The sequence below is a fragment of the Escherichia sp. E14S1 genome (assembly GCF_004211995.1).
Lineage (GTDB): Bacteria > Pseudomonadota > Gammaproteobacteria > Enterobacterales > Enterobacteriaceae > Escherichia.
The window spans coordinates 1-17,652 of the sequence record NZ_RHJQ01000034.1 but is presented as its reverse complement, the minus strand read 5'-3'; the positions used below and the strand labels follow the sequence as shown (position 1 = coordinate 17,652).

Here is a 17,652-nt window from a genome sequence, read left to right as displayed (position 1 = left end):
CCATTCATATTTAGAGATCATCCGGCATAATCAATCTGCCAACGAAGGAGATCGCTATGCGTAAAGCCCGTTTTACTGAGCATCAGATCATCGCTGTGATTAAGTCAGTTGAAGCCGGACGAACCGTTAAAGATGTCTGCCGGGAGGCCGGTATCTCTGAAGCCACCTACTACAACTGGAAGTCCAGATACGGCGGCATGGAGGCTTCTGATATTAAAAAAATCAAGGATCTTGAGGACGAGAACCGCCGCCTCAAACAGATGTTTGCTGACCTGCGTCTGGAGAACCGGGCGCTGAAAGACGTTATCGAAAAAAAGCTTTAAAACCAGCCTTTAAGCGTGAGCTGGTCACTCATCTGATAACGACATTCGGACTCAGTATCCGTCAGGCCTGCCGGAGTCTGAACCTGAGCAGAACGGTTTATCATTACCGCCCGGATACCACGCGTGATGAACCCGTTATTGCCGCCCTGCAGGCTGCGGCTGAGCGATACCCGCGATACGGCTTTCCGAAGCTTTTCCAGATTCTGCGACGGCAAGGATACTCGTGGAATCACAAAAGGCTCCACCGTATTTACTGTCTGCTGAAGCTGAATTTTCGCCGTAAGGGCAAACAACGACTGCCGGTACGCAATCCCTCACCACTGGCTACGCCAGAAGCGCTGAACCAGAGTTGGTCTGTCGATTTTATGCATGATGCGCTGGCCTGTGGCCGTCGTTTTCGCACGTTCAATGTCGTTGATGACTTTAATCGTGAGGCGTTATCGATTGAAATCGATCTGAATCTGCCAGCTCTGCGAGTGGTCCGTGTACTTGACAGGATCGCGGCAAACCGCGGTTATCCGGTCATGCTGCGCATGGATAATGGTCCGGAATTTATCTCTCTGGCGCTGGCTGAATGGGCAGAGATACACGCAGTAAAACTGGAGTTCATCCAGCCGGGTAAGCCGACGCAGAACGCTTTCATTGAGCGTTTTAACAGGACATACCGTACAGAAATACTCGATTTTTATCTGTTCAGAACGCTGAATGAAGTACGGGAAATTACGGAGAAATGGTTATCAGAATATAACTGTGAACGCCCGCATGAATCACTGAACAATATGACACCGGAGGAATACCGACTTCACCATTATTTGGCCGGGTTCTCAAAAAATGCATGGAACTAAAACGGGTCTATTTACAAAGAATCCACTAAAATCATTACTTGCTCATTACCTGGAGAGGGAGGTAAAGAAGCTTCATTCTTCATTGATAATATTACAAAAGAAATTAATTATAGTTTTGAAAAGAATGGTAAAACAGAGTTAAAAGTGGTTTTTAATGAAAGGAATAACCTGAGGCACACCAAAGATAGCAAAATGAGAATTACTTATTATGGCTTCAAGCGCGGCAAATACAATTATGTCATTAATGTAATCGAAGGTTCTGAAAAAAATAAATATACAATATCGTTTGATATCAAGAAAAATGGAAGGATTATTCAATCCAGTGATTGCTTACCGAGTTCATTTAGACACGATAGTATTATAAGTAATATATACTTGATATTCCTTACATGAATGAGGAAAGATTTAATTTTCCATAAGCCCCCCAACAAAAATAAATTTCATTTTAACTCATCGAAGAGTTTTAAATTTAATGTTAATGCATTGATTGTTAAATTGGTGAATAAGATAGCCAGGTGTCAGGTTAGCGACTGGGATGGAGAGGTATATGGATATACCAGGACGGAGGAAAAGAAATATTAGTCAGTTCTGGAATGGCTTACATGCTTCAGTGCGTCTTACCATCTAAGGAAAATAGGATATATATCAAAGAAAAACAAAAAGGCGAAAGAAATTGCATTAAAAACCATTTCTGAATATCCGAGCGGAATTTTCATGAAAGTCAAAGCAAAAAATAAATAAAATTTATTTTATTTTTCGCGTAATAATAAGACCAGTGCTTAGCTTGTTTCCGGAGATAAGGTAAGGGTTATACGGATTTCACAAGATAATAAATGGGTAAATATTGGTTATATCAATACCAAAGGTTTACCTCTTATATTCTGGATCAACGCTGAAACACTTGAATAATAAATATTAATTTATTCCGCCCTGTAAACAATAAATTAATGGAGATACAAATGTTGCAAATTATTCGAAAAGGCGACAAAACCACTCACGGCGGTTCAGTCATGACCTGTTCTGACACCATGATATTTGGTGGGATTGGCGTGGCGCGTAAAGGTGATATGGTTTTCTGCCCGATACCTCTACATGGTCCGACAACCATCATCGAAGGTAATCCTGATTATCTTGATAACGGGATCCCGGTCGCCTTTCACGGCCATAAATGTGGTTGTGGCTGTACATTGATCAGCTCTTTTGCTTCTGCAAAGGTTGCCTGAGTATGCCAGTCCTGCTGGATGCTATCCCTGAAAAGGCGTCGAAGGTTCCACGACCTGATACCCGCCGATGGCTGCTGTTCCTGGCATTTGTCATGTCAGGAGGAATTGCGTTAACGCTCTGGAACTGGACGGCAGAACGCACTGGCTTTATTTTCTGGTTTACTGCACTGGGATTGCCTTTCTGTCTCTGGGGGCTTCTTTTCTCCCTGCGCAGGTTTGCATATAAAGTAGAGCAGGTAGGGGCTGAGTCCAGGAATGCGGAACGCGAAGCGCTTATTGATAGCGAAACTTGTCGTGGTCAGCGCTGTGGCTGGATACTCGATACCTATGTTCAACACTTTTCAGGAAATACTCCCGCTGCACTGGTTAAAGCTGTTAATCATACTGTTCCAGCTTCAGAGACCTCCACGCCACGTGGTTCCAAATCTGCTGTCAGGTATGCAGCCTTACCCAGTTTTCAGACAGCTCTGGATACAGAACTCATCTCTGTAACGTCAACACTCGTCGCCCATGTACAAAAAATTACCGACATCCTTTCGCAGGATATTCCTTGCTGCCTGATGCTGGACTGTGACGATGATATCCGTCCCGGACTGGAGGAGCACTTCAGAAATGAACTCACGGCCAGAACCGGGAGAGTTTTCAGAGTCCTCGCAGGCAAAGGTCTGGCGGGATTTGATGCCTGGCTTGATCAGCGCTGGAACACTCCAGGCATTCTTGCAGAGGTGACGTTTTCATTGCCCGCGCAACCTGATGAAGGTGACGCCGATGCCATTACTCTTGTGGTGTTCAGCAACCGTAAGGCTGCTGGCTATCCAGATGCAGTATGCCTTCATCGCCCAGAAAAGGGTAAGGAAGTCCAGCTTGTAAAAACGCTGGACAGGGCGCTGTTATGGGCCGCAACAGCCCCTGAGGCACTAAAAACGGCCTGGTATACAGGTCCAGTCCTTTCAGGCGGAAGTGGATGGAATATGGCTTGTGAAGATAACGGGGTAACATTCAGCTTGTCAAAAGACAATCATGGAATTGATTCCGTTCTGGGATATGCCAGCCGCGCCGCCCCCTGGCTCGCTGTTATTCTTGCCTCAGTGGCATGCAGAGATAATGGCCCGCAGGTTATCGCCGCCCAACCCACCGCTGACAAAGACGACGTCTGGATCGCTGTCATCACCAAAGAAGAAGTTCGCAAGGAATCGCCCAAGAATGTCTAAGGTAAAAGTAAAAACTCTCATCGGCTCCGTTGTAACTGTCGCCTTTTTCCTGACAGCCATCGTGGCATTTCTGTTTTATGCCTTTCCGGAAAACGTAGCTTCGGCCACCGGCTTCGGTCCGTATGACGGCCAACGGATACTCACATTCTGCGCCATACTGGTTGCCACGTTGTTTTTACTCGGCTGGCTGACGGAGAAGGCTTTCGACCTCGCCGGTAAATCTGGGTTGTATTTCCAGTGGGGACGGAAAAAGGCTGAGAGCGTCACTCCGGTAATGAGCACCATTCCCGGTGAAGAAGACGACGATGAACCGGTCTTCAGCGAAGACGCCGTATCCGAACACCTGCGCTTTCGCTATGGACGTCGCTGGAAGCGTAGAGTGCGACTCCTTCTGGTGATGGGCAACCAGGACGACGTTCACAAAGCTGCCCCGGGCCTGTGTAATGACCTCTGGCAGGAAGGCGACGGCAATGTGCTGATTTATGGCGGTGACGCGCAGTCACTTCCGGACGAGATCTTCCTTTCAAAACTGAAGCGCCTGCGATCCGGGCAACCGGTTGATGGCATCATTCAGGTGATGAGTATTTCAGCCCTTCCAACGGATGGCGAACGGGATGCCCTCCTGCGTTACCGTCAGAAAGCCGACCATCAGTTGGGCTGGCAGGTGCCTGTCTGGCTGTGGCTGACTGACAACGCCACCGATGCTCAGCAGGGCGCGGAAACTGCTGCGACAGGGGTCATATTCGGGCCTGATGGCACCGTGAAAGACGCGGGTGAAGGGTTTTCTACATTGGCACTGCATCTGCAAAAAGCAGGTATGGCACAGATACTGAATAATCCGGCTGATTTCGGTCTGCTTCAGTTATCCCTCCAACTGCGGCAGGAGCTGAAAGCCAGTCTGGATGTTTTGCTCGGCGGGCTGATGCAGGGATCTGCGGTCTGGCGTTTACGCGGTGTCATGTTCAGTCCTGAAGTGGCCGTTGTCGGTTCGGTCCCAAACACACGCCCCGACACACTGACCTGGAAAGCCGTCATTGATGACTGTGATGCCGTCAGCGGCAGGAAGCTGGGCTTCGACTGGCTGAAGATGCTGCGGTTAATTCTGCTTTCCCTGATTGTCCTGTGGGGGGCCGCTACACTGCTGTCTCTGATCGTTAACCGTACTCAGATTTATCAGGCGCAGGAAACGGCAAGACAGGCAGCGGATACTGCAAAATCACTGGCTGAACGTCTGCACAATCAGCTCGTACTCCAGCAGGCCATTGCCCGTCTGCAACATCGTGAGACGACCGGCGCGCCATGGTACACACGATTTGGTCTTAATCAGGACAGCGACACGCTGGCCGCACTCTGGCCGCTGTATGCGAAAAATAACGCACAGCTAATGAGGGATGCTACAGCAGACAGTCTCAGGCAGCAGCTGAATGCCTTTGTGCAACTACCTCCTGCCAGTGATGCCCGTACGCAGGGCACACAGCATACATATGACATACTCAAAAGTTATCTGATGCTGGCGCGTCCGGACAAAGCGGACGCCGGCTGGCTGGCAAAAAACGCGCTGAAAGCCTTACCGAAACGCCAGAATGTGCCGGATGGCATATGGCAGAACATCGCACCGAAACTGCTGGGTTTTTATGCGCAAAACCTCCCGGCTCATCCGGAATGGAAAATTAAGCCTGATGCCCAATTAATCAGCACAGTCCGTCAAATTCTGCTTAAGCAAATTGGCCAGCGGAACGCTGAGTCCGGGTTATATCAGGAGATGCTTAAGCGCGTGGCCAGCAACTGGCCTGATTTAACGCTTGCTGATATGACTGGCGACACCGATGCCTCAACGGTATTCAGCACTGATGAAGTCGTTCCTGGAATGTTTACGCGTCAGGCCTGGGAAGAGCAGGTACAGGATGCGATTGATGAGGTCGTGAAAACCCGCCGCGATGAAATTGACTGGGTACTGTCGGACAAGACCCATCAGACAGGGAGCGATATCTCCCCGGAGGCGCTGAAGGCCCGCCTGACTGAACGCTATTTCACCGATTTTGGTAACGCCTGGCTCAACATGGTCAACAGCATACAGTGGCAGGAAGCCACGTCACTGTCTGAGGCGATTGCCCAGCTCAGTCTGATCGGCGATGTCCGCCAGTCCCCGCTAGTGGCACTGATGAACACGCTGGCCTGGCAGGGGAAAACAGGGCAGAAAGGTGAGGCTCTGGCTGATTCAATCGTGGACTCAGCGAAAAAGCTGATCGGTCAGAAAAAAAATGCCAGACAGTTTATTGAACAGGCACAGGGCCCTAAAGGTCCGCTTGATGGCGTGTTTGGACCGCTGATGGGGCTTATGGAAGGTAAAGAGGGTACCGGTGCCAACGGTAACCTCAGTTTCCAGTCCTGGCTGGCCCGCGTAACTCAGGTGCGGCTGAAGCTTCAGCAAGTCACCAGCGCCCCGGATCCGCAGGCTATGTCGCAGATGCTGGCCCAGACAGTATTCCAGGGCAAAGCCATCGATCTGACCGATACCCGCGACTACGGCAGTCTGGTTGCGGCGAGTCTGGGGCAGGGGTGGAATGGATTTGGCCAGTCGTTATTTGTGCAACCGCTTGATCTGGCCTGGCGGCAGGTAATTGCCCCGGCTGCGGGTAGCCTCAATGTCCGCTGGCAGACAACCATTGTCGATCAGTGGAATAAGGCCTTTGCGGGACGGTACCCGTTTAAAGCCACCGGCAGCGATGCCTCCCTGCCGCTACTGGCTCAGTTCCTGCGTAGCGACTCGGGTCGAATCACTACCTTCCTGAAAACTAATCTCGGCGGGATCCTCCGCCAGGAAGGGAATCGCTGGGTCGTTGATCCTTCCGCAAGTCAGGGGATGGTTGTGAGTCCGGATTTTCTCCGGGCGATTAATCAGCTGGCGGAACTGTCAGATATCATGTTCTCTCAGGGCGATGCGAGTGTTCACTTCGAACTGATGGCGCGTCCTTCACGGGATGTTGCCAGAGTGCAGCTTACCCTCGATGAGCAGAACCTGGATTACTTCAATCAGATGGAAAGCTGGCAGAGCTTCACCTGGCCGGGGAATACTTACTATCCAGGTGTGTCGCTCATCTGGCGTAGTGTAAACAGCGGTATGCAACTCTTCGCCAGTAACCAGGGTAACTGGGGCTTCATTCGCCTGCTGGACAAAGCCCTGATCACTCCACTCGATGCCAGCCGTACACAACTGGTGTGGATCACCGCCGATGGCAATCCTCTGAAGTTCATCATGCGCAGCGAGCTGGGCGACGGTCCGCTAGCCTTACTAAAGCTACAGGGATTTACGCTGCCCGCGTCCATTTTTAACGTTGCTGCTGGCACTGAAGGTGTTGAGTAAATATGAACAGAGGCATTCATCCTGTGCTGGCCTTTGCTAAACAGGTAGATGGCTGGTCTTCAGGTGTATTCAGTCAGGTTGATAAGTGGCGGGAAACCGATTCACTTGCCCCATGCCGGTAGATGACGTTTCGCCAGTGCTGACGCTGGAAGACTCGGAGCCCGCTCTGTTGTTTGAAGTCCTGGCCCAACGCCTGAAGCTGCTACGAATGAAAGCCGGTCACAGTGAATCTGATAAAGCCCGTTGGTGGGTCTGATCGCCATTGACCCGGCCAGTGCCATGGTGCTCTGTGGCTAATATTCTCTTTAATAATTTTCAGGAATACCATGCATGGATGATTTAACCCTTCGCTATTACGAAGCAGAGATGCGCTATCTGCGTGAGGCGGGCAAAGAGTTCGCCCGTGCCCATCCGGATCGGGCAGCGATGCTTAATCTGGATAAACCCGGCGCCCGCGATCCTTATGTAGAGCGCCTGTTTGAAGGTTTTGCCTTCCTGATGGGCCGTTTGCGTCAGAAGCTGGATGATGACCTGCCGGAACTGACCGAAGGGCTGGTGAGTCTGCTGTGGCCACACTATATGCGGACCATCCCGTCGCTGGCTATCGTCGAATTCTCTCCTGACTGGCGTGGCCTTCGTCAGGCTGAACTTCTTGCCGAAGGTTTCTCCGTACAATCACGCCCTGTCGGGCCGCATAAAACCGCCTGCCAGTACCGGACGACTCGCGATGTTCCTCTGCAACCACTGCATCTTGCGGATGCCCGCCTTCATACTGAAACCGATGGCCGCTCTGCTATCCGTTTGCGCTTCGAATGCCCTGAAAAAGTGGACTGGAGCAAAGCCGGGATCGACAAAGTCGCCATATTCCTCAACGCAGAGAGTCCGATCAGTTCAGCACTCCACCTGGCATTGACCCGTCGCGTTCACGCCATGTACGCCCGCCATTCAGGGACATACACCGAACGTCATCAGTTTGATGGCTGGTGCAAACCCATGGGCTTTGACGACAATGACGGCCTGTGGAAGAAAGCCGATACTGCCTTCAGTGGTTACCAGCTGCTGCTGGAGTATTTCAGCTTCCGACCGAAATTTATGTTTGTTGAACTGCGTGGCCTCGACACCATCGGGCTAACTGAAGCCAGCTCCTGGTTTGAAATCGACATCGTGCTCAGTGAAGCCTGGTCATCCGATCTGCCTTTTGAAACGGAAAACTTCCGGCTGCACTGTGCACCGGTCATCAACCTCTTCACCCTGGAGGCCGATCCGCTGACGCTTAACCCGCTGGATAACGAATACCTGCTCAGGCCGTTGCGTCTTCAGGATGGTCACACCGAGATTTACAGCGTCGATGATATCCATGGCGCGGTAAAGAATGGCAAACACCCCTATGTACCGTTCACCAGCTTCCGGCACCGGGGCGGTATGATGCGCCACGATGCCCCTGAACGTTATTACCACACCCGCGTGAAACGCGGCCCCTCTGGCCTGTATGACACCTGGTTGATTCTCGGGGGGCGTTCGTTCGAGCTGGAGCAGCTGTCCGATAAACCAGAATCCCTTTCGATGCGAATAACCGGTACCAACGGGCAGCTTCCGCGCACAGCGCTGGAAAGTACGCTCCTGGACAGGGTGGCAAAAACCGGCAAAGTGCCCGTCAGGGTACTGAACGTCACCGCACCGACGATACCGCTGTATCCCCCTGCAAACGACCGTTTTCACTGGCGGGTGATGAGCCACCTCGGCTCAAACTTCCTCAGCATGATGGACAATCCGGAAGTCCTGCGGGGAACGCTGGCGCTGTACGACTGGACCGATGATGAAATGAACCGACGTCGGCTTGAAGCTATCGTCGCCGTGAAGCACACCCTGCTCCGCCGTTTTGAGAAGGGCTTTATGCTCCGGGGAGTAGACATAGAGGTCACGCTGAACATGGATAATTTTGCAGGCGAGGGGGATGTGAATCTCTTCGGCGAAATGCTGCACCGGTTCTTCGCGCGCTACGCTGATATTCACCTCTTCAACCAGCTTACGCTGGTGCTGCAACCGACAGGAAAACGACTGAGATGGCGCGAGAATCACAGCCAGTACGTCCCGGGCTAACACTAGTCCTGAGCAAAGATATCTGGCGGGCCAATTTTTATCGTTTCTGCCAGCTGCTGGAGCAGGAAAATCCGGACGCGCCGAAACTGGGCGCCTCCAGCCATCCAGCCAACGATCCGGTCCGCTTCAGGCCCTGGCCTGGTATGGGTTTCCCGGTCAGTACCCTCAAAGCGGTGGAGACTGACGAAGACCACCCGGAATTACCCCCAACGGTCCGTACGACATTTTTGGGGATATATGGCGTGGACTCCCCTCTGCCGACGTCCTGGCTGGACGACATTGCGCAGCGCCGCGAAGGGCACGAGGCAGTTACCTCGTTTCTGGATATTTTCAGCCACCGTATCACCACCCAGTATTATCGGATCTGGCGGAAATACGCCTGGCCGGCCACCTTCGAGGCAGGTGGCCGCGATGCCACATCTCAGTGTCTGCTGGGGCTGGTCGGCCTTGGTATACCGGGCACCGCTGAACAGGTGGCAACGCCGGTTTCACGCTTTCTGGCCTTGCTGGGTACCATGCGATTACCCACCCGCAATGCAGAAGGCATTCGGGCCCTGGTAAGCCTACTGGCACCGAATACCCGGGCAATTATCACCGAGCCCGATCCGGTTAAGGTCCATATCGATAACCGTAGCGGGTTGGGTACCGGGAACCGCATCTGTCTTTCTCAGCGAGCCACGCTGGGTAAAACGGCAAAGGAAGCATGCAGTCGGGTACTGGTGACGCTGGAGACAGAAGATCCGGAGGAAGCCGAAGGGTGGTTACCAGGTGGTTTCCTCCATACCGATTTACTGGTCCTGCTGCGCGTTTATCTCGGCTACCGCAGTGACGCCCGACTGCGCCTCACCGTACCCGTACGATTGTTGCCTGAGCCACGCCTTGGCAAAGGCAGACGTATCCAGCTGGGCCGCACCGGCTTGCTGGGCCTGAAAGCAGGCAAGCTCAGCAATAGTCGGGGAAGTCTGACCGTCAGTCTGGGCTGCTATGAAGGGTTGCAATGTTCTGCGCTACCGTCCGCTGAAGACGGGCACTACCGCTTCGAATAATCACGTACTCCCACTCTCAATAAAGGAACTTTTGAATGGCAACAGTAACCCGTTGGTGGGCGCTGACGCTTATTGCCTGTAGCCTGCTCGCTGGCTGCGGTCTGACTCAGACTGTCACGGACGGTACGGTCAGCATCACGAAATCCATCTTCTACAAGAAAATCAAAACGCTGCATCTGGATTTTACCCCGCGTACGGCCATTAACGCTGATGGCGCACAGACACCGCTGGCAACGATGGTGAGAGTTTATCAGCTCAGGGATCGTAAAGCGGTTGATGCCGCCGATTACCAGACACTGCTGCGCAATGCCGATACGGTACTTAAAGACGACGTACTGGCGTCTAAAGAGCTGCTGGTGATGCCAGAAGGCAGCATGACACTCAATATGCCCATGGATGAAGACGCTCAGTTCGTGGCGGTGGTGGGATTATTTAACCGCCCGGATCAGAAGGACAACCGCTGGCGCCTGGTGCTGACCCGTGACGATCTGGACCCGGACAACCCCCGCACGATTGAACTGGGTGATGGCTGGCTCAGCCTCGTGCCGGTGAAGGAGTGACGTGATGGATAACTGGTTAGCGCTTTTTGACGGACAGACCCGATATTTTCTGGATATTTTTGACAGCTCAGTGAAGCCGGATGTTCTGCGCTTTTACGGCAGGGAAGCACTGAGCGAACCCTTCAGCTGGGACATCGAGTTCACAACGCTTCAGGCGAATATCCCCCCGGAAGAGGTGCTGATGAAATATGCCTCTTTCCGGATGCGGAGCGGTAAAAGTGTGCACGGCATGGTGACCCGCCTGGAATGGCTTTCCACCTCAAAGGACCAGTCTCACTACCGGCTTACGATCAGTTCGCGCCTGGCGCTCCTGGGATATACCCGACAGTGCGTGGTCTATCAGAACCAGTCTGTTCCTGAGGTGGTTGAGCAGGTGCTGCGTAAACACGGTCTGGAAGGTCCCGATTTTGAATTCAGACTGGAGCGCACCTACCCACCACGTGAAATTATCACTCAGTGGCGGGAAACGGATTTGCAGTTCATTCAGCGCATTCTGTCTGAGGTGGGTATTTACTGGCGTACGGAGATGGACGACGTGCGCGGTCTGGATACTTACATACTGGCCGACAGCCAGCTTAACTATCAGTTTGATGTGCAGTTGCCCTACAGCGAGCCGTCGGGGTTGTTCGACAGTGTGGCAGAATCGGTCTGGGATGTGCGGACCTGGCACAACATTGCCACCGGCACTGTCACCACGCGTGATTACAACTACCGGACAGCCACCATGCCGATGAATGCGGCGGTCAGCGTGCGTAATGATGTGGTCACCACCGGGGAGCATTACCGCTACGCAGCCCCTTATCGTGAAGCGGGAGACGATGCCAGCCCGGAGCCGGAAACCGAATCTGGCGCGTTCTGGGCCCGACTTCACCACGAGCGGGAGCTCAACAGGTCGGCCCGTATTCACCTGTTCAGCAATGCTGCACACCTCACACCCGGGCAGGTGCTGGAGCCGCAGGGCGATGTCATTACGGCCCTGCAAGAGGGCGTCATCCTTACGCTGGTGACCTTCCGGGGCGCCCGTGATTCCCGTCTGCATGTGTCGGTCTGGGGCCAGCCTTACACCGAACGTTACTGCTTCCGTCCGGCAGAGATCCCGCGTCCGGTCATCGCGGGTACGCTTCCGGCACGGATCGAAAGTCGCGAAAAAAATGATACCTACGCACATCTGGATGAGCAGGGGCGCTATCGGGTGAAGCAGGACTTCGACCGGGAGGGGACGGAACCCGGTTACGGCTACCTTTGGCTGCGGATGGCGAAGCCTTATGCCGGTGAAACGCTGGGCTGGCATACGCCGCTCATCGATGGCACCGAAGTGGCGATTGCGTACAGCAATGGCGATATTGATCTGCCGTACATCGCCTGTGCACTACACGACTCCGAACATCCCGATCTTGTGAACCGGGACAATCATACCCGGAACATCCTCCGGACACCGGCCAACTCAAAATTGCGGATGGAAGACAAGCGTGGTGAGGAGCACATCAAACTCGCCACGGAATACGGTAAAACGCAGCTCAACAACGGGCACCTGGTGAACAGCAAAGGACAACTTCGCGGTAAAGGCACAGAGCTGCGCACCGATGAGTGGGGAGTCCTGAGAGCAGGAAAGGGACTCTTTGTCGCTGCGGATGTCCAGGCGAAAGCGCAGGGTGATGCTCTGGACATGGATGCTGCATTGAAGGAAATCGACAGGCTTAATCAGCAACTGCAACAACTGGAAATGGCCGCAGAAAAGGCCCTGGCGCTGAAGGGGGATGTCGACAGCCAGATACAGATGTTTGAGCAGCGGCTGAAACCGCTCAATGAAGCGGTGCTTTTCTCGGCGCCGGAAGGCATGGCACTGACCAGTGGAGAAGATATGCAGCTGGCCGCGGGCCGGAACCTTGCGCTTAACGCCGGAGAAGACTTCAGTGCTGGAGTGATGGGCAATGCGACCGCTTTGACCGGGGAGAAGCTGGGGCTCTTTGCCCGCACCGGTCAACTGAGCCTGAAATCCGGGGAAGGGCCAATAGATGTCCAGGCGCAAAACGCCAGTATGCGGTTGTTCGCTGAGAAGAAGCTGACGCTGAGCTCAGCGAGTGACATCTCCTTTGCCGGAAAAAAACGTATCACGCTGATTGGTGGTGGCAGTTATCTGAAGCTTGAGGCCGGGAAGGTCGAGTATGGTACGACAGCGTCGTATGTACGGAAGGTGAAAAGGACGATGGCGGCATCAGCCAGTGCTAAACCTCCGGAGGCCTTATCCTTACCGCCTCCAGCGACCATGAGAGAATTCAATCCCGAAACGCTCACCCCGTGGGTGACGCCGGTGTATGCAAAATCCTGCCTGAAGGAGAAAGGCTGCACGGATGCCGGTACTGCCGAAGAGCCCGTTGATAACTTTGGACAGATGACAATTTTTGCCCAGCCTGTCGAGGACGACTGCTGCGGTTATGGCCATCAGCATGAGCATGCAGATGATGAAGTCGTTCAGCATGCCCAGTCAGCCAAAAAGCGTAAGCCTGACGCCGGGGGCGCTCAGGCAACGGCTGCACCACTTGCTCTTGGGGCTGCTACGGGCGTGATGACCCAGGTCTGGGGAGAATGGTCCCTGACCGGCGTATTGGGCGCGGCCCGGGGAATTCCGTATGTAGGAGCGATGATGTCCGCACTCTACGTTCCATCTGCGGGCGAGGGGAGTGACAGGGTTCCTGGCCGGGATGAATTCTGGTACGAGGAAGAGCTGCGGCAGAAAGCCATCACCGGGGCAAAAGCGACAACCCGGGTGAGATTCTTCTGGCGCCAGGATGAACAGGGCAACATGCGGGTCTATGGCGTCCATACGGGTGAAGGTACCCCGTATGAAGGTGTCCGCACAGCAAACATGGTGTGGAATAGTGAGCATAATCAATATGAGTTCACTCCAGCTCACGGTGCCGATGGTCCGCTGATTACCTGGACGCCAGAGAGACCTGAGGGCAGTGACCTTCCCTCACATACCGGCAGCGACATCAAGCCAATAGACCAGGCAACAATACTCGTCACGCCAATTCCTGACGGTAAAGATGAATACACGACACCACCTTTCCCGGTGCCGGAAGAACGCGATCTTAACGATTACATTCTGGTGTTCCCTGCGGATTCAGGGATTAAGCCGATTTATGTTTATCTCAAAACCGCGAGGGATGAGCCAGGTGTGGCAACAGGGAAGGGGGAGACGCTATCAGGTTCAGAGAAATGGCTTGAGGCTGCGAGCTCTGGTCTGGGGGCACCTGTACCTGCGCAGGTTGCTGATAAACTTAGAGGAAAACCCTTCCGTAACTTTGACCATTTTAGAGAAGAGTTTTGGCTTGCTGTGGCAGAATGTCCTGAATTGATGAGTCAGTTTAAAAGGGTTAACCAGATGGAAATAAGAGATGGGAATGCTCCTTTCAGCATAGTGCCAGAACAAGTTGGTGGAAGAAAAAGATTTGAAATACACCATATAGAACGTATTATTGATAGTGGGGCTGTTTATGACTTTGAAAACATGCGCGTAAACACAGTTAGAAATCATATTAATTTACACTCAAAGAAAAATAGGTGATTTATGGAGTTTAAGCCAAAGCTTGAGGATTATACAGAGGATGAGTTCAGAACCTTTTTAAATGAATTTTTCACGAACCCAAAAAAATTAAAAGGAAAAGAGCGGCAGCAGTATATAGATAATTTAGTTGCGCACTTTGACCTAATTGTAAATCACCCTGAAGGTAATGGATTGTTATTCTATCCCCCAGACGACCGTGAAGATAGCCCTGATGGGGTGATCGGGGAAATAATAAGATGGAGAAAATCCCAAGGGCTTCCACTTTTTAAAGATAGTTAAGAATTAATACCTGAACTCAATATGGCTATCTGATGAGATAATCTAACCAAACATTTCTGCTTGCACATTATGAGGAATGCAAAGCTGATTATGATTAACAATAGGTGTGTTAAAAACAAATTGGAAGATTATACTAAAAATAAATTCATGAAAATCTTGAATGAATTTTACTCAGAACATAGATCATCGTCATCACCTAAGGGTAACGAGCTAGAAACTTATTTAGATAATCTCCTTGATATGTTGACTGTACTGGTTGGGACCGGAGAAGTTAGTGACTTTATATACTACCCAGACACACCTGAAAATGATTCGCCTGAAGGTGCATTAAATGAAATAATTAAATGGAGAAAATATCAAGAGCTTCCATTATTTAAGGACTTCTAGGTCAAAGAATCATGAATAGAATATCATCATGACTGCTGCGTAACGGTCTTAATTTAGTAACAAAAATGGACTTGTTGGGGAATGATATTCGGAGTCGCTGGATATTATGGAGCGGACTTGGTTGCGGATTATATTGATGAAAATTAATTTCGATCGTTTATTTAGCAAAAAAAAAATAACCTTCAGGATATCTATTCTGAAAATACCTTTATCACAATCCCAGACTCAGAAAGAAGATACCCACCATTCTTTTTTGTTGGGAGCGGGGTATATGCATACTCAACCAGGTTCATGATTAAATCCGATGACTTAGCAAAGCTAGTTGATACGATCGAGGAAAGGTTCAACAAAAAGATAACCAGCAATAAAGCTATTTATTCGCTCAAAAACAGCACTCTTCACTATTATCAATTTAAAGAATTTGGTCAAACAGCAGTAGATATAATAACTAATGACAACAACCTCATTGATAATATTTACGCTTTATATTTAGAACCACCGCTACCGAGCACTGTATTCCCTAACCGGGATGTAGAAACATTCGGAAGTCTACAAGGCGATATAGAAGCATGGTGGAGTATATATTGGCACCCTTTCTGGGGGAGGCTATCTCTGGAAAAGAAAAAACATTACGTAGAGCAAAAAAATTTATCTAATGAGCTAAAGGAATTCCTACTTCTCCATAACTAACATCATTCCCGCAAAATGACTTTCGCCCAAGATGATCTCTGAGGTTTATGCCATGCGGTCTGGCGCAGACCAGTGTGAATGGTAAAATCGGCATCACGATTTCAACATAAATTTATTCACTATGGTAAATAGGAGACACGAAATGATAAATGTAACTGAGATGAGCGAAAACATTTCCAATTATACATAAAACGAATTCACCGAAATTGTAAGTGAATTCTATCCCGAGCAAGTATCAAAAAAATCATTAAGCAATACAGAATTAGAAAATTATTTGGACAAGCTTTTGGATAAAATCATTTACTTAGTTGGCTCAGTTACTGCGAGTGATTTTATATATTACCCTAACACCCAGAAGAAGACAATCCAGAATCCGTAATTAAGGAAATAAAAAATCAAGAAAAAACCATGGATTAGCTCTTTTTAAAGATTAATAAAACCACACAAAATGAATAGAAGGTAATTTATGGAACTTAAAAACTCATTTTCAGAATATACACAACAAGAATTTTTGCTTTTTTGAATGAATTTTTTAAGAATTCAAGAAAAGCAAAGCCAAAGGGGGAATCTCTTAGTGATTATTTGACAAAATTATCGAATCACTTTGACAAAATCACGGAGCATCCTGAAAAGAGCGATTTAATATTTCACCCAAAGGATAATTCAAAATGTACTCCAGAAGGATTGATTGAGGCAGTTTTAAACTGGAGAATATCCCAAAGCCTTCCTATTTTCAAAGATATTTAAACTAGAACGTTATAACCCTATGTAATTCCAAGAGTAAATGACACTTTATTAAATCCATAATTACAGACAGAAAAATATGTTTGAATTTATGCGTACGTTTAATGATTACACTGAAAATGAATTTCTCGAATTCTTACATGAATTTAGAAAAGCAACAAGGAAAGATAAGTTTCTAAAAGGGAAAGAATTAGATACTTACTTAGATAAGCTCATGTACCATTTCATAGTTATTACTGAGCACCCTAAGCAAGGAGACCTAATAGCCTATCCTGAATCACCAGAAGACGGGAACCCCAATAATATTATCAAAATTGTGAGGGTGTGGAGAAAATCTCAAGGCCTCCCACTTTTTAAAGACTCTGAAGCGGATTCTTGAGGTCTAAATGTCCAATAGAAAATCCCCATCGTTATATGAAATTCTCACTGGCAACTTTACAGGGGATCTTCCCCTTGAAGTTGTAAACGAAGAAGACCAGGTCATTTTATCCGTGCTGGATAACATCCAGCGTATCTTGAACGCCCGGGCCGGGACCATATCTCATCTACCAGATTATGGTTTGCCGGATATGACCAAAATTCTGCAAGGCATGCCCGGAACAGCCCACGAGCTAATCGATACGCTGGCCGGTGTTCTACTCAAGTATGAACCACGTTTGCAGTCCCTTAATGTAACTTTATTCGAACAGCAAGTGCCCGGGGAGCTGCGTTACGCCATAGATGCGGAACTGAGAGGTATCGGACTTGTACGGTATGGGACCGAGTTTATGCCAGAGGGAAAGGTGATGATCAGACACTTGAAACAGCAGCAAAATCTGTAAAAACATCAATTTATCTAATCAATTCATACCCTCATTTCCATATTCTCGGCTTAACCGACCGTGCAACCTCAACACATTGGTTTCAATTGCCGTCAACACGTTCTCCGGAAAATCTGCCGATAATGAAGTCTTCACGTTATCCAGTGCTGCGGGAATCATTCTGGCAAAGTCACTCAGGATTTCATGCATCTGCACTTCCGGGAATTTCAGTGCCTTTGCTGTCGCCAAAAAATGTCGCGGATAAATTTTATTGATTACCGTTTTCTGCCTTTGGATGCATTAAGCCCCATTGCCAGTTTGAGATCGCTGATATGTATTCCCGGGCCACCCAATACCGGAAATGCTGAAATGATGTCGTAAAATGGCGTGAGTCGATAACTACCGCCGGCCTAGATAAACACAGAGAAATTTTTCGCATGGCCGTCCGTCGCGCCAATCAACCACTGGAATACCTGGAATTTCATAAAATCATAACGATCGCGAAGCGCCTC

At 50.1% G+C, this 17,652-nt stretch carries 12 protein-coding genes and 3 pseudogenes; 14 read left to right on the top strand and 1 reads right to left on the bottom strand.

The annotated features are described in order from the left end of the window. Positions 1 to 56 precede the first annotated feature (56 nt). The 14 genes and pseudogenes from D9734_RS22575 (at position 57) to tssE (ending at position 17,161) form a co-directional block, all read left to right on the top strand. A protein-coding gene (locus D9734_RS22575) for an IS3 family transposase (RefSeq protein WP_130210726.1) occupies positions 57 to 1,168 on the top strand; the annotation gives its coding sequence in 2 pieces (ribosomal slippage) (positions 57 to 318 and positions 318 to 1,168; 1,113 coding nt in all). A 959-nt stretch (positions 1,169 to 2,127) separates the two neighbouring features. Beyond that, positions 2,128 to 2,391, top strand: a complete 264-nt coding sequence (locus D9734_RS22565) for a PAAR domain-containing protein (RefSeq protein ID WP_130210724.1) — start codon at positions 2,128 to 2,130, stop codon at positions 2,389 to 2,391. A gap of 2 nt (positions 2,392 to 2,393) precedes the next feature. Next, positions 2,394 to 3,602, top strand: coding sequence for a hypothetical protein (locus tag D9734_RS22560; RefSeq protein WP_130210722.1), 1,209 nt, complete (start codon positions 2,394 to 2,396; stop codon positions 3,600 to 3,602). After that, a complete protein-coding gene (locus D9734_RS22555; protein WP_130210720.1) occupies positions 3,595 to 6,966 on the top strand; it encodes an ImcF-related family protein in 3,372 nt (1,123 codons plus the stop codon). The genes D9734_RS22560 and D9734_RS22555 overlap by 8 nt, the downstream gene beginning before the upstream one ends. 130 nt (positions 6,967 to 7,096) lie before the next feature. Next, a pseudogene (locus D9734_RS22550) lies at positions 7,097 to 7,263 on the top strand (type VI secretion system protein TssA); the annotation flags it as partial. A 33-nt stretch (positions 7,264 to 7,296) separates the two neighbouring features. Then, positions 7,297 to 9,066 carry a type VI secretion system baseplate subunit TssF gene (gene tssF / locus D9734_RS22545; protein ID WP_130210718.1) on the top strand — a complete coding sequence of 590 codons (1,770 nt, stop codon included), beginning with the start codon at positions 7,297 to 7,299 and terminating at the stop codon, positions 9,064 to 9,066. Further along, positions 9,030 to 10,112 carry a type VI secretion system baseplate subunit TssG gene (gene tssG, locus D9734_RS22540; protein ID WP_130210716.1) on the top strand — a complete coding sequence of 361 codons (1,083 nt, stop codon included), beginning with the start codon at positions 9,030 to 9,032 and terminating at the stop codon, positions 10,110 to 10,112. The genes tssF and tssG overlap by 37 nt, the downstream gene beginning before the upstream one ends. Positions 10,113 to 10,147: 35 nt before the next feature. Then, positions 10,148 to 10,672 carry a type VI secretion system lipoprotein TssJ gene (tssJ, locus tag D9734_RS22535; RefSeq protein ID WP_130210714.1) on the top strand — a complete coding sequence of 175 codons (525 nt, stop codon included), beginning with the start codon at positions 10,148 to 10,150 and terminating at the stop codon, positions 10,670 to 10,672. 4 nt (positions 10,673 to 10,676) lie between these two features. Continuing rightward, positions 10,677 to 12,911, top strand: a pseudogene (vgrG, locus tag D9734_RS23670) (type VI secretion system tip protein VgrG); the annotation flags it as partial. A gap of 27 nt (positions 12,912 to 12,938) precedes the next feature. Beyond that, complete coding sequence (locus tag D9734_RS23665; RefSeq protein ID WP_346475856.1) at positions 12,939 to 14,240, top strand: S-type pyocin domain-containing protein; 1,302 nt, start codon at positions 12,939 to 12,941, stop codon at positions 14,238 to 14,240. A 3-nt stretch (positions 14,241 to 14,243) separates the two neighbouring features. Then, entirely contained in the window at positions 14,244 to 14,519 is a 276-nt protein-coding gene (locus D9734_RS22525) for a bacteriocin immunity protein (protein ID WP_130210710.1), read from the top strand. Positions 14,520 to 15,197: 678 nt separating this feature from the next. After that, positions 15,198 to 15,596 carry a hypothetical protein gene (locus D9734_RS22515; protein WP_130210706.1) on the top strand — a complete coding sequence of 133 codons (399 nt, stop codon included), beginning with the start codon at positions 15,198 to 15,200 and terminating at the stop codon, positions 15,594 to 15,596. 823 nt (positions 15,597 to 16,419) lie between these two features. Then, a complete protein-coding gene (locus D9734_RS22505; RefSeq protein WP_130210704.1) occupies positions 16,420 to 16,719 on the top strand; it encodes a bacteriocin immunity protein in 300 nt (99 codons plus the stop codon). Positions 16,720 to 16,726: 7 nt separating this feature from the next. Continuing rightward, positions 16,727 to 17,161 carry a type VI secretion system baseplate subunit TssE gene (gene tssE / locus D9734_RS22500; protein ID WP_130210702.1) on the top strand — a complete coding sequence of 145 codons (435 nt, stop codon included), beginning with the start codon at positions 16,727 to 16,729 and terminating at the stop codon, positions 17,159 to 17,161. A gap of 18 nt (positions 17,162 to 17,179) precedes the next feature. On the opposite strand, the pseudogene D9734_RS22495 reads toward tssE, so the two are convergent. Further along, positions 17,180 to 17,652 (bottom strand): annotated as a pseudogene (locus D9734_RS22495) (HipA domain-containing protein); the annotation flags it as partial.

Bases quoted from the DNA above. Each gene is read 5' to 3' on its own strand.
- D9734_RS22565 (WP_130210724.1), top strand. From the start codon at position 2,128: ATGTTGCAAATTATTCGAAAAGGCGACAAAACCACTCACGGCGGTTCA.
- D9734_RS22560 (WP_130210722.1), top strand. From the start codon at position 2,394: ATGCCAGTCCTGCTGGATGCTATCCCTGAAAAGGCGTCGAAGGTTCCA.
- D9734_RS22555 (WP_130210720.1), top strand. From the start codon at position 3,595: ATGTCTAAGGTAAAAGTAAAAACTCTCATCGGCTCCGTTGTAACTGTC.
- tssF (WP_130210718.1), top strand. From the start codon at position 7,297: ATGGATGATTTAACCCTTCGCTATTACGAAGCAGAGATGCGCTATCTG.
- tssG (WP_130210716.1), top strand. From the start codon at position 9,030: ATGGCGCGAGAATCACAGCCAGTACGTCCCGGGCTAACACTAGTCCTG.
- tssJ (WP_130210714.1), top strand. From the start codon at position 10,148: ATGGCAACAGTAACCCGTTGGTGGGCGCTGACGCTTATTGCCTGTAGC.
- D9734_RS23665 (WP_346475856.1), top strand. From the start codon at position 12,939: ATGAGAGAATTCAATCCCGAAACGCTCACCCCGTGGGTGACGCCGGTG.
- D9734_RS22525 (WP_130210710.1), top strand. From the start codon at position 14,244: ATGGAGTTTAAGCCAAAGCTTGAGGATTATACAGAGGATGAGTTCAGA.
- D9734_RS22515 (WP_130210706.1), top strand. From the start codon at position 15,198: ATGATTAAATCCGATGACTTAGCAAAGCTAGTTGATACGATCGAGGAA.
- D9734_RS22505 (WP_130210704.1), top strand. From the start codon at position 16,420: ATGTTTGAATTTATGCGTACGTTTAATGATTACACTGAAAATGAATTT.
- tssE (WP_130210702.1), top strand. From the start codon at position 16,727: ATGTCCAATAGAAAATCCCCATCGTTATATGAAATTCTCACTGGCAAC.